At 52.8% G+C, this 11998-nt stretch carries 12 protein-coding genes; 5 read left to right on the top strand and 7 right to left on the bottom strand.

The genetic code is table 11. The features are described 5' to 3' along the window. Positions 1 to 107 precede the first annotated feature (107 nt). The 3 genes from PBOR_RS05555 to PBOR_RS05545 form a co-directional block, all read right to left on the bottom strand. Positions 108 to 1076: a DMT family transporter gene (locus PBOR_RS05555; RefSeq protein ID WP_042210835.1), complete on the bottom strand. Its 969-nt coding sequence runs from the start codon at positions 1074 to 1076 to the stop codon at positions 108 to 110. Between the two features lie 534 nt (positions 1077 to 1610). Further along, positions 1611 to 1796 (bottom strand): H-type small acid-soluble spore protein, encoded by a 186-nt coding sequence (locus PBOR_RS05550; protein ID WP_042210834.1) that lies wholly within the window; start codon positions 1794 to 1796, stop codon positions 1611 to 1613. Between the two features lie 12 nt (positions 1797 to 1808). Beyond that, the gene (locus PBOR_RS05545; protein WP_042210833.1) at positions 1809 to 1988 is read right to left on the bottom strand and encodes a hypothetical protein; all 180 of its coding nucleotides are present in this window, start codon (positions 1986 to 1988) and stop codon (positions 1809 to 1811) included. Between the two features lie 205 nt (positions 1989 to 2193). On the opposite strand from PBOR_RS05545, the gene ku reads away from it, so the two are divergent. From ku to ligD, 3 genes are all read left to right on the top strand, one after another. After that, the gene (gene ku, locus PBOR_RS05540) at positions 2194 to 3195 is read left to right on the top strand and encodes a non-homologous end joining protein Ku (RefSeq protein WP_042210832.1); all 1002 of its coding nucleotides are present in this window, start codon (positions 2194 to 2196) and stop codon (positions 3193 to 3195) included. After that, complete coding sequence (locus tag PBOR_RS05535; protein WP_245648050.1) at positions 3188 to 4186, top strand: ATP-dependent DNA ligase; 999 nt, start codon at positions 3188 to 3190, stop codon at positions 4184 to 4186. The genes ku and PBOR_RS05535 overlap by 8 nt, the downstream gene beginning before the upstream one ends. 111 nt (positions 4187 to 4297) lie before the next feature. Continuing rightward, a complete protein-coding gene (gene ligD, locus PBOR_RS05530) occupies positions 4298 to 5185 on the top strand; it encodes a non-homologous end-joining DNA ligase (RefSeq protein ID WP_042210831.1) in 888 nt (295 codons plus the stop codon). Positions 5186 to 5365: 180 nt separating this feature from the next. Here the strand turns inward: ligD and PBOR_RS05525 are convergent, their stop codons facing one another. After that, positions 5366 to 6274, bottom strand: a complete 909-nt coding sequence (locus PBOR_RS05525; RefSeq protein ID WP_042210830.1) for a YitT family protein — start codon at positions 6272 to 6274, stop codon at positions 5366 to 5368. Between the two features lie 168 nt (positions 6275 to 6442). Continuing rightward, complete coding sequence (cls, locus tag PBOR_RS05520; protein WP_042210829.1) at positions 6443 to 7873, bottom strand: cardiolipin synthase; 1431 nt, start codon at positions 7871 to 7873, stop codon at positions 6443 to 6445. A 234-nt stretch (positions 7874 to 8107) separates the two neighbouring features. Between cls and PBOR_RS38300 the strand changes: the two genes are divergently transcribed. Together PBOR_RS38300 and PBOR_RS05510 are read left to right on the top strand one after the other, a co-directional pair. Continuing rightward, positions 8108 to 9340, top strand: coding sequence for a M23 family metallopeptidase (locus PBOR_RS38300; RefSeq protein WP_042210828.1), 1233 nt, complete (start codon positions 8108 to 8110; stop codon positions 9338 to 9340). Positions 9341 to 9363: 23 nt separating this feature from the next. Further along, positions 9364 to 9813, top strand: a complete 450-nt coding sequence (locus PBOR_RS05510; RefSeq protein ID WP_042210827.1) for a bactofilin family protein — start codon at positions 9364 to 9366, stop codon at positions 9811 to 9813. 54 nt (positions 9814 to 9867) lie between these two features. On the opposite strand, the gene PBOR_RS05505 is transcribed toward PBOR_RS05510, so the two are convergent. Next, on the bottom strand, positions 9868 to 10659 hold the full coding sequence (locus tag PBOR_RS05505) for an ABC transporter permease (protein ID WP_042210826.1): 792 nt from the start codon (positions 10657 to 10659) through the stop codon (positions 9868 to 9870). After that, positions 10652 to 11578: an ABC transporter ATP-binding protein gene (locus PBOR_RS05500; protein WP_042210825.1), complete on the bottom strand. Its 927-nt coding sequence runs from the start codon at positions 11576 to 11578 to the stop codon at positions 10652 to 10654. Before PBOR_RS05500 ends, PBOR_RS05505 begins: the two co-directional genes overlap by 8 nt. Between the last annotated feature and the right edge of the window lie 420 nt (positions 11579 to 11998).

Genomic DNA, 11998 nt, shown 5'->3' with positions numbered 1-11998 from the left:
CAACTACCACCTTTTAGAATATACCTTAACGGTTAACAATACTTTTAATTATATCGGTATGATACTTGCACCGCAACAGGCCGCGGTCAACTCTGGGCAGATCACGCTTACTGCTTCACCGCTTCCGGAGCAGCGTCTCCCGGATGCCTGGAGAACAGGCTGTGCAGCGCCATTCCGGCAATAATGACTGCAATCCCGACCCATGACAGAAGTGAGGGCAGCGGCGAAGCAAGGATCAGCATTTCACCGAGCAAGGCAAATAATACCTCCAGCGACTGGGTTGCTTCAACGCCTGCCAGACCGCTCATACTGTTACGGACCATATCTGTAGCCTGGAAAAAGAGTACGGTAGCGATTATGCCGGAAGATAATGCAACGATTACCGACTGCCCGACTTGTGAGGAAGACGGCAGACCTGCATCTGTCAGGCCATACAGGCTTACCAGCAGCCAGAAAGGCAGGCTGGCCAGCGTCATGCCCAGAACCCGCTGGAATACATCCAGCCGGTCGCCGCACAGTTCCATCGTCTTGCGGTTGCCGAGCGGATAAGCGAAGGAGGCGAGCAGTACCGGAAGGATGCCCAGGAGTACCTGGGATGGAGCCAGCTCACGCGCATGCTCAGCCTGCAGCAGCGCTACTCCGGCCAGAATGATCAGGGACAGGAGCAGCCCGCGGAGCGGGATTTTACCTCTTATGTATACAGAACCGGAGGGGCCGCTGATCCATTGTCCGAAGAAGGGGGCAAGCAGCGAACCTGATATAATCGTGATCTGCCAGGTCCCTGCCGTCAGCCAGCCCGGTGCATACGCAGCCGCGAAGCAAATAGGCGCATAGAACAGGCCGAAGCCAACCGTCCCCCATAACAGCCAGGCCCCCGGACGTTCTCTCATCGCAGCCAGCAGCGGCCTCAGCCGACCTCTTCCAGCCACAATAACCAGCAGAAACGGCAGGGTAAAGAAATACCGCAGCGACGCGCTCCAGGCCCAGCTTCCTCCTGCAAGCTCCATCCTCCGGTTAAGCACAAACGTTACCGCAAAAAACAGCGCCGAACAGACGCCAAGCAAAATGGGACGCACGCTACCATCTCTTTTCGTCAAAATTCTCCCCCCAAATATAGGGGGTTCCGGCGCATTCCGTCAACCTTTGTGTCAGCTCTAATATGATCTTTTTTCCGGACGAGGCTACTCAACTTCTGGCATATTTCTAAGAGATCTAACTCCTCATGTTGACCACCCAGCCCCCTTCCAGCACATTGTATTCGGTTTTTCACATACATTTGGCCCGTATACCCTCGCAGTCACACATTGTATTCGGTTTTTCGCATACATTTGGCTCGTATACCCTCACAGCAACACATTGTATTCGGTTTTTCATATACATTTGGCTCGTTTCCCCTTCGCCGGTCACACTTGTTTTTACACCTAACTCCCTTCGGGGGACTCACCAATACATCGCATAATTTCCTAAACTACACAAAAAACCGGCTGATCGGATACCTCCTCAACCGGTTTTCTATATATTCTTTCCTGAGCTGCCTTAGCCGTGCTCATCCGTTCCTATCCGTACTTACTCATCTCATCCGGCCGCTGCCCAGGTATACATCAACCTGTCTAGCTTCCCTGCTCCTCCAGCCGGTCTACGCCAACTGTCCGTGTATTATCCGGCCGGGAGCCTACTTGTACAGTGGCCATGCCGTTATCCGTATCCACATGCTCAATCCATACCGGCTCTCCATCGAGATGGACAGCAATCCTATCCTTGGAGGCGTAAATATCCTCCGCACGTTTCACATCCATTGTCTCGCCTCCCTATTCATCCTCATCTTCCGCAGGAAGTTCGCCGATGGTTGCATCGGCATCAAGCAGTCCGGCCTCACCGTACAGCTCCTCTTCCTCCGGGTCCGCAATAATGCTCTCCCAATCGACAGCCTCCGCCGGGATATCCTGCTCGGACAGGGCGTCGCTCCAGTTGTTCCGATCTTTTTCCATACCGGCCTCCCTTGTATGACTGTCCAGCAATGACTTCTTCACTCATTGTGCCTGCTATGCTGAGCAGCTTTATTTTTTCCCATGAATCGCAAATAATGCATCCCGGCTAGAAAAAGCCCCCTCGCGTCATACTAAGCCATATTGATCGTGAACTCATCTTAATACAGCACTTATAAACAGCACTAATACTCAGGAGGCGATTCTCATGCATACCGTTTGGAAAGGAGCCATCAGTTTCGGGCTTGTGCATGTTCCGGTCAAAATGTTCTCCGCTACGGAGGATAAGGACATCTCGCTGCGTTACATCCATAAAGAATGCGGAAGTCCGCTATCCTACGTGCGTAAATGCCCCGTGTGCGAGAAGGAGGTGGCCTGGGAAGAGATCGGCAAGGGTTACGAATACGAGAAGGGCAAGTTTGTCCTGTTCGACAAGGAAGAGCTGGATCAGTTAACCGAGGAGAGCAGCAAGAGCATCACGATTCTCGATTTCGTGGATTTGACGGAGATTGACCCGATTTATTTCCAGAAAACATACTACCTGTCCCCCGATCAGGCCGGCGCCAACGCCTACCGTCTGCTCATGGAGGCGATGCGCCAGACCGGTAAAATCGGGATCGCCAAAATCTCCATCCGCTCCAAAAGCAGTCTGGCTGCTATACGTGTCCTCGCCGACTGCCTGGCGATTGAAACCATTTATTACCCGGACGAGGTCCGTCCGGTATCGCAGGTCCCCGGACTGCCGGAGCCGGGAATGGTCAATGACAAAGAGCTGGACATGGCCAAGCTGCTGATCTCCCAGCTGTCCACACCTTTTGAACCGGCTAAATATACTGATGATTACCGCCAGCGGATGCTGGATCTGATCACGCACAAGATCGCCGGTGAGGAATTCCATATTGCTCCGGCACGCCAGGAGAACAATGTCATCGATCTGATGGCTGCCCTGCAGGCCAGTATCGAAGCTGTGCAGCATATTCCGTCTGACCCGGGACCTTCCCTGTCCGGCACCGGTACCGGCACTGGCACAGGCAAGAAACCGCGGGCGGCTGCGGCCGGCAAGAAAAAACCGGCACAGGCCAAAGCCTCAGAGAAGACCCCTGCCGCTGAACCGGCAGTGCCGGTAGTCAGCGAAGCCACAGGGCCGATTCCGGTCATCGCTCCGAAGCCGAAACGCCGCACGGCGAAGAGCAAGGTAACCGGTGCCTAGGAGCAGGCCGTCCGCACCTCCCGTTATAGGCGGCCCGCTCACGCTGCAGCCGGTTATTCCATTCGAGCCTGTGCTGGCCGCCCGGCTCCCGGAGGGCGATGAGTGGATCGCCCAGATCAAATGGGACGGCGTGCGGATGCTCTCCTATTATGATGGAAGCCATGCTGAGCTGATCAACCGGCGGGGCAACCGGCGCACGCTGCAGTATCCAGAGCTTGCCAGACCAGAGGCGTATTGCCGGGCGGATTCCGTCATTCTTGACGGTGAGATCATCGCACTCAGCGGCGGCAAGCCCTCCTTCCATGAGGTCATGCGGCGGGACAGCCTGAAGAACGAGGCTGCGATCCGGGCGGTAAGCCCGCAGGTTCCGGTGCTCTACATGGTCTTCGATATCTTGTACTGCAATGGCATTTGGCTGCTGGATCAGCCGTTGTCCCGGCGGCAGCAGACTTTAAGTGAAATGCTGCTGCCCCATCCCCATGTACAGAATGTGCCGAGCTACCATGAGCCCGCACAGCTGTACGCCGCCGCTCAGAAGGGCGGTTTGGAGGGAATAGTATGCAAGGAGCTCTCCAGTACCTATGCCCCGGGCGGCAAGGACAAGCGCTGGCAGAAATGCAAAATCATCTCCGATGTCACTGCTGTAGCCGGCGGGGTCACCTTCCGTGACGGACTGGTCAATGCCCTGCTCTTCGGACTGTATGATGACGCGGGCAAGCTGCACTATATCGGACATGCCGGAGCAGGCAAAATGACCGTCCAGGACTGGCGGAATTTGACTGCGCAGATCAGCGGCATGATTACAGAGCAGATGCCTTTTGCCGAGCTGCCGCAGCGCAGTAAAGGCTCGGTCTGGATTAAGCCTGAGCTGGTGTTCAAGCTGCACTATCTGGAATGGAATACTTCCGGAACCTTCCGCCAGCCGGTTATACAGTCACAGGTAGAGCTCCCTCCGCTGTCCTGCCGCATGGACCAGAGGACACAGACGTAGTTACGAAATCATCTGGAATGCGTCTGGCCTGAGTCTGCCCTGACCTGTGTTCACCAGGCCCGGGAATCACCTTATCTCCAACGCCAATATTTCTACAAAGGAGGATGCCGTATGCCGAAGACGACGATCAGAGGCTCCATTACCGCAGAGGGACATGAGATCAGCATTACGAACCCGGATAAGCTGCTATGGCCTGAATGCGGCATCACCAAGCAGGTGTATCTGCAGAAGCTGGCTGCGCTCTCCCCTTATCTGCTGCGCTATTGCCAAGGCCGCCTGCTTACGGTAATCCGCTACCCCCATGGTGTACCAGGGATGTCCTTTTATCAGAAGAATGCCCCGGAGCCGCTGCCGGAATTCGTGCATACAGCTACCCATGAGAATATTACCTATATTGTGCTGCAGGGCCTCCCGGAGCTGCTCTGGCTGGGCAATCTGGCCGCGCTCGAATTCCATCCCTCACTGCATTATGCGGGCAGTGAGCTGCCCTGCGAATGGATGATTGATCTGGACCCCTCGCTTGAGGTTGAGCCGCGTATTATGGAAGCGGCCGCTACGGTGGGCGAAGTGCTGAAGTCATTGGGGCTGGCCTCCGTGCCCAAGACCTCCGGCGCCACCGGTGTGCAGATCATTGTTCCGGTGGAGCCGGGAGTCACCTTCGACGGCCTGCGCCGGATAGGCCATTTCGTCGGACGTTATGTCACGGAGAAACGTCCCGATCTGTTCACTCTGGAGCGCCTGAAGAAAAACCGCGGGGACAAAATCTATTTCGATTACCTCCAGCATTACGGCGGCAAAACACTCGCTGCCCCATACACCCCGCGGGCCCGTCCGCTGGCAACAGTCTCAACTCCCCTCCTGTGGGAGGAAGTGCAGCGTAACGTCAAGCCTACGGACTACCATCTGCTGAACATTGAGGAGCGTCTGTCCCGGATGGGTGATCTTATCGCGCAGGTCCCTCCGCAGCCAGTGGGTGATATTATTGCTAAGCTGCCCTGAAGACAGCAATAAGCCCGCAATTACCTATAATCTAGGCTGCGGGCTTATTTGGCGTCCAGCATATGGACGGAAGGTATTATATATGAGAATACGGCGCAGCAAGCACAGGCCGCCGCATTGATTACTCTGACGTTCGTAAATATACCTTCCTTCGGAAGCGCTCCGGTTATACCGTACCCGCTAATGGATTGCTTTTTTCTTAAAGCGGCCGCCTTTGACATCATGGATATTGCCGATCGCGATGAATGCGTCAGAATCCCAATCTTCTACAATGGACTTAAGCTTAGCTTCTTCCAGACGGGTAATGACCACAAAGATTACTTTCTTGTTATCGCCGGAGAATCCGCCTTCACCATCCAGATACGTCACTCCGCGTCCCAGACGCTCGGTCAGAGCTTCGCCGATATCACGGAATTTATCACTGATAATCCAGACCGATTTCGACTGATCCAGACCTTCAAGCGTAATATCTATCAGTTTAAAAGCAATGTAATAGGCAATCAGCGAGAACATCGCATTATTCCAGCCGAAGACAAAACCCGCGCCGGAAAGAATAAACAGGTTGAAGAACATTACAACTTCCCCTACGGAGAACGGAAGCCGCTTGGACACGAGGATGGCCACAATTTCAGTACCATCAAGCGATCCGCCATAACGTACAACAAGTCCGACCCCTACTCCGAGGATAACCCCTCCGAATACTGCGGCCAGCAGCGGTTCAACCGTAATCGGATTTACCGGGTGGAGCAATTGGGTACCGATGGACATCACAACAACTGCAAATAAAGTAGATAAGGCAAAGGTCTTGCCAATCTGCTTATAACCAATCACCAGAAACGGCAGGTTAAGCAGGGTTAACAAAATACCGAGCGGTATATTGAAAATATGGGACAACATAATGGAAATACCGGTTATTCCGCCGTCAATCAACTCATTGGGAACAAGAAAAATCTCAAGCGCAACAGACATCATGGCCGCTCCGATGATAATCATCACAATCCGCTGGGCTAATCTTGCTGTCTTGAAGGCTCCTGATTTCTGAGGCTTCTTCTGTTCCTCATTCGTAAAGATTTGTTGGCTTACAGTCATAGAACTCCCCCTATAAATAATGTATCTAAGAAGTATACGAAAGCAGAATTAACAGGTGCGCTTTCTCCCCTTTGCTTCTTATATTCCTATTATATCATAAAGGAAGCTCAAATAACGCATGGAACATGATATAACCTTCGATAAACGATGCTAACTTCACCTTTTATGTCATAAAAGCGGCGATAAGAGCTGACAGAGCCCCTCAATCAGTTTGACATTATGCGCTCTCTCCCTAAACTTTCTGGGATCAATGAATTCGCTGTGCTTCAGGTCTTTGCCGAAGTCCTCAGCCAGTCCTGCAATTATCTCCGGACGGAACAGGATAGCCGTCAGTTCAAAATTAGAATAGAAGCTGCGCATGTCCAGATTAGCACTGCCGACCGTTGCCAATACGTCATCAATGATCATAACTTTGGCGTGCATGAAGCCTCTTGTATAGCGGTAGAAATTCACTCCGGCATCCTGCAGATCCTCAAGATACGACAGGGTTGCATTATATACCAGCTTATTGTCCGGCTTAGCCGGAATAATGATCCTCACGTCCACTCCGCTGAGCACCGCACTCTTGAGCGCCCGGCAAATGGCAGGGTCCGGAATGAAGTACGGCGAGGTCATCCAGATGCGTTCCTTCGCCGCACAGAGTGCCCCGAAGAACATCTCCTGTGTGGCATCAATCGCTCTATCCGGCCCGCTGGCTACAATCTGAACAGCATCCTGCCCGCTGCAGGCATGAACAGGGAAAAAACGCGGATGGCTCATACTGTCACCGGCCGCCAGTCTCCAGTCTTTGAGAAACACATACTGCAAGTGATACACAGAATCCCCTTCCAGACGAAGATGCGTATCTCTCCAATAGCCCATCTTGGGGTTTTTGCCCAGATAATCATCGCCTACATTCATCCCTCCGGTGAAGCCGGTCAGCCCGTCAACCACGAGAATCTTGCGGTGATTGCGGTAATTGAAGCGGCGGTCCAGCAGCGAAGTAAGCGGTGGCAGGAAAAAGTGAACCTGCGCCCCTGCATTCTTCAAAGTATTCACGAATTTCCGGCTCAGCTGATGACTCCCAAGACCGTCACAAAGCAGACGCACCCTTACCCCCTGACGCGCCTTGCGGATCATGACCTCCTGAAACTGCCTGCCGATATCATCATCCCGGAAAATATAAAATTCCATGTGGATATGCTCCTGAGCATTCTCCATAACATCAAGCATCGCCTTATAGGCGTCCCCGGCATTAGTAAGGACCTGACAAGTATTACGGCTCGTAATGTGCATTTCTGACAGGCCTGAGAGGATATGCAGCAGTTCTTTACGGTTCTCGAATCCCGGATTGCCGGTATCTGCCGCATTTTTGACGATATGGATTCTGCCGGAGACGTGGGCGCGGATCTCCCGCAGCAATGAAACGCACCGTTTGCCAAGCTTCCGGCCCTGCCAATAATCACGCCCGAGGAAATAATAGAACAGCAGCCCCAGCGGCGGACAGCAGAAGGTAATGCATATCCAGGCCAGCGCCCTCTGGGGACGGCGGAACTCCGATATAACAATAATGGCGATCTGTATGATAAAAAGACATAAAATAACTGCAAATATCTTCATTTCGGGCCTCCTAAAGTTTTGTCAGCATAGGTGAAATTGTCTACAGAAGCCTTTGCCTACTACAGGTCTTGCCGTAACTCTCCTTCTTTATTCAAGCAAACCGTTGTCATGTTCGCCAGAGGAATGGAATACATAGAGTAGTAGGACGAATCGGATGAGCCCCGTTCCACCGAAAATGCTGTATTCATTCAGTTCATACCACGCGGCTGCTGAAGGCCGCAGGAAGGAGACGTTATGAAGAGTCAGCCAGATCATAACCGGATTACGCTGCTCGTCGTCCGTGAAGCCGGGCGGCCGGTCAGACAGCTGCAGCTGTCCAAACCGCTTGCCTTCGCCCTGCCTGCCGCAGCTGCCCTGTCCCTCTCCAGTCTGGTCACCTCCATGCATATTCATGCCTCCCGGTCTATTTCCGAGCTGGAGGCTGAAGCAGCGGCGCTATCGCTGACCAATATCCGGATGGAGCTCAAAGTTGCGGACAAAGATCAGGCGCTGCTGCAGCTTCGCAGCCAGGTCACCGAGCTCTCGGAGGAAGCCCAGAGTATTAAAGACAAGCTGAAGAGTGTCACTGAACTGGAGCAGCAGCTGCAGTCGCTGATTGAGAAAGAGACTACCTCCTCTTCCGGGACAGAGGATGCCGACACTGATACTACTGCCGATGCAGCCCCTGCCGCCGGCAGTAAGCCGTTCCTTGCCGCTTCAGCCAGTATAGCGGCAAGCGGAACGCAAGGATCCGTCAAAGGAACTATAAGCCGATCAAGTACAGCTCCGCTCCTTGCAGATAGTCCATCAGACTCCCCTTCCGGCACCTTGTCTGCAGTTGATTTCCGTTTCGGGGTAGTTACAGCTACACTTGGGAGTTCAGTGCCCCCGCAGGTTGGCGGAGAGTATATCGCCGTTTATGCCAATGACCCGCTAGAGCTGGTTCAGGAAACGAGAGACGACTACGAAGAAATCAACAGCATGCTGGAGGAGATGGTCAGCAGCATCTCCACTACAATCACAGCAGCCGAAAAAGCCAACACCCTGGAAGCTAATCTGCAAGCCCAAAAAGCTCGGGAAGAAAAAGCCAGACTGGCCCCGGCTGTCATCTGGCCCACAGGTTCTAAGGTAATCACCTCCAGCTTCGGTTATCGTTCCGATCCCTTCAAAGGTGTCTCTGCCTACCATTCCGGGATCGATATTGCCGGCAGCATCGGAGACCCTGTATACGCAGCGATGGAAGGTGTAGTCACTTCCGCAGACCAGATGGGCGCAAGAGGCAAATATATTATTATCAAGCATGCTAACGGGCTGGAAACCTGGTATATGCATCTGAACGGCATGATTGTCTCGCCCGGAGACAAGGTCAGCAAAGGTGAGCAGATTGGTATGCTCGGCAACACCGGACGCAGCACAGGCCCCCATCTCCATTTTCAGGTTGTGAAGCAGAACAAGGCAGTGAATCCGCTGAATTATATTAAACCTTAGAGACTACAAGGAGGAATGCAGGCATGTGGAACAGACGCAAAACAAGTGCACCCTATAAATCGACCGATTCACTTATCGGACATGGAGGCACACTTGAAGGTAAAGTCCATTGCGATACCAATCTGCGGATTGAAGGAAATTTCAGCGGGGAAATCCTCTGTCAGGGGACGGTTACGGTAGGTGAACAGGGAACGGTCCACTCTAGCATTAAGGCGCAGGAGATTATTATCGCGGGCAAGGTCTTCGGTAACGTGACTGCCGATCAGAAGCTGATCATGACCGGAACCGGACAGCTGCACGGCAATATTGCGGCCGGTTCACTGAACATTATGGAGGGCAGTGTCCTTAACGGGTCTGTGGCCATGGCCGAACAACCCGCCACAGAGCAAGCTGGCGGGCTTCAGACAGGAGATTCTGCGGACAAGGCAGGTAAACGGGATTCTCATAAACAAAGCAAACTGGAAGCAGGCTGAGCGGGTATAGCCCGCCTATGCCTGCTTCCAGTTCTTGTGCAGCATTGTTCCTTATTAAGCAGCGACATCTCTTTTACGGAATACAATCCATGAAACGAGCATGAAAATAACGTAATACACTGCGAGGACAGCAATCGCGAACCCTAACGTAGCTCCACCGGGACCGGTGTCCGTCAGCAGATAACCGCTCAGATTCATATGGGCAAAAATCAGATAGTTGGCCCACTCATAGCGTTCCGGGCTGAAGATGGCAATAAAGATATCCTTAGTGAACATGATGGACAGCGACAGTACAATCGCAAGTCCGCTGGAACGGAACACGCTGGAGATCATAAAGGCAATGGCTGCTGTGAGAAACAGCTCAATGTAAGCGCACATAATCGTCAGAAACACGTATTCCCCCTGGCTCCAGGCCATCGTCTGGCCGGATAACGAATCTGCGGCAGAGGACGAGAAAATCAGGGCTGAGCCATAACCAAACACGATTAGCAATGCCGTACTGAACAAGCTGAAGAGCACCATTGATATATATTTCGAGAGCAGGATTTTGGAGCGGCTCCAAGGGCGGATCAGCAGCAGCTTAATCGTTCCCCAGGTGAATTCGCCCGCAACGGAGTCAGCAGCCACCAGGGCTGTGAAAATGGTGTTCAGGAAAAAAGCGATGGCTACTGTTGTCTGGAAGCTGTCCCATAACCCGATCGATACCTCACTGTCTCCACTGGTGAAATGGATTAGCGCAGGAAACAGCGCACTCATAACCGCCAGAATGAACAGCATAATCCATGTCCGCAGACGTCTGTAAATTTTGATATTCTCATTATGTATGAGAGCAGCGAACTCACCCAATGCCTTCACCTCCTGTAATCTCCAAGAATTGATCTTCCAGTGACCGGAACAGCGGCTTGATGCTGTACACTTTAATTCCGCCGGCCACCAGCTTCGCGTTGAACTCGGCAATTTCCTCACGCACCGCCTCTACAGCAATGCCCCCGTTTTTCACGACGCCGCGGCCGATCAGTTCCAGCGCAGCTTCAGGCTGGTCCACTTCGAACAGGGTCTCACCCACCGGCACCAGCACATTGCCGACAGCTTTGAGCTGCTTCACTTCAATCAGGCGTCCATTCTGGATAATCGCCACACTATCACACATCAGTTCCATTTCCGCTAACAAATGGCTGGAGACAAAAACAGTTGTGCCTTCCTTCTGGCACAGCTGGCGCAGATAATCACGCAGCTCGCGGATACCCTGCGGGTCCAGCCCGTTGGTCGGCTCATCGAGAATCAGCAGCTTCGGCCGGTGCAGCAGTGCCTGGGCCACGCCCAGCCGCTGGCGCATCCCCAGAGAGTAGGTCTTGACCTTGTCATTGATTCTCTGGCTGAGACCTACCAGCTCCACCACTTCATTAATCCGCTCCTTGGTCACACCTGGGACCATACGGGCATACTGGCGCAGGTTCTGGTATCCGGTAAGGAACTTGTACATTTCCGGATTCTCCACAATCGCCCCTACATTGGCTATCGCCTCTTCAAAATGGTCTTTAATACTGCGTCCGCAGATGAGAATATCCCCCCGGCTAATGGAAATAAGCCCTACCATCATGCGGATGGTAGTTGTTTTACCGGCGCCATTCGGGCCCAGGAATCCGAAGATTTGCCCGGGTGGAATATCGAGTGTCAAGTCGCTGATCAGCGTTTTGGAGCCGATCTTTTTGGTGACCCCCATCAGGCTGGCCACAGGTTTCACAACTTCTGCCGTATTCGGCATAACTTCACTTCCTTTCGTCGGTTTGGATGAAACGGACTTGCGCTTTCGGATAAGGTGACTAATAGAAGAACTGAAGAGGCTCCAATGCAGATGTTAGCCGTAACTGCGGTGAATGTTTGGACTTCCGGCCGCTGTTGTCTGCAGATTTCTTGATTCATACCGCTTTTGCGGTGGAAATCCGCAGACAAAGGCGGACGCTACCGCTCCTACAGTTCCAAACTTCCCCTCCGCTACTCCCATCTTAATATTGTCCCTTTCAGTTCAAGCTATATTAACCTTATCGCTGTATCAGCAACCCGTTTCATACATTTTTATATTCTACCATAGCTTTCCTTTTTCCTGAAATTAGGAAAGAAATGCAGTAATAGTAAAAGGGACAGTATCTTCCCCGTGTGGTACGGGTAAGAATACTGTCCCTTG

Source organism: Paenibacillus borealis, assembly GCF_000758665.1.
Classification (GTDB): domain Bacteria; phylum Bacillota; class Bacilli; order Paenibacillales; family Paenibacillaceae; genus Paenibacillus_AQ; species Paenibacillus_AQ borealis.
This window is presented reverse-complemented; position numbering and strand designations above follow the sequence as displayed.

What these genes read in the sequence shown, in the direction of transcription:
- PBOR_RS05550 (WP_042210834.1), bottom strand. Translation starts at nt 1,796, where the DNA reads ATGGATGTGAAACGTGCGGAGGATATTTACGCCTCCAAGGATAGGATT.
- PBOR_RS05545 (WP_042210833.1), bottom strand. Translation starts at nt 1,988, where the DNA reads ATGGAAAAAGATCGGAACAACTGGAGCGACGCCCTGTCCGAGCAGGAT.
- ku (WP_042210832.1), top strand. Translation starts at nt 2,194, where the DNA reads ATGCATACCGTTTGGAAAGGAGCCATCAGTTTCGGGCTTGTGCATGTT.
- ligD (WP_042210831.1), top strand. Translation starts at nt 4,298, where the DNA reads ATGCCGAAGACGACGATCAGAGGCTCCATTACCGCAGAGGGACATGAG.
- PBOR_RS05525 (WP_042210830.1), bottom strand. Translation starts at nt 6,274, where the DNA reads ATGACTGTAAGCCAACAAATCTTTACGAATGAGGAACAGAAGAAGCCT.
- cls (WP_042210829.1), bottom strand. Translation starts at nt 7,873, where the DNA reads ATGAAGATATTTGCAGTTATTTTATGTCTTTTTATCATACAGATCGCC.
- PBOR_RS38300 (WP_042210828.1), top strand. Translation starts at nt 8,108, where the DNA reads ATGAAGAGTCAGCCAGATCATAACCGGATTACGCTGCTCGTCGTCCGT.
- PBOR_RS05510 (WP_042210827.1), top strand. Translation starts at nt 9,364, where the DNA reads ATGTGGAACAGACGCAAAACAAGTGCACCCTATAAATCGACCGATTCA.
- PBOR_RS05500 (WP_042210825.1), bottom strand. Translation starts at nt 11,578, where the DNA reads ATGCCGAATACGGCAGAAGTTGTGAAACCTGTGGCCAGCCTGATGGGG.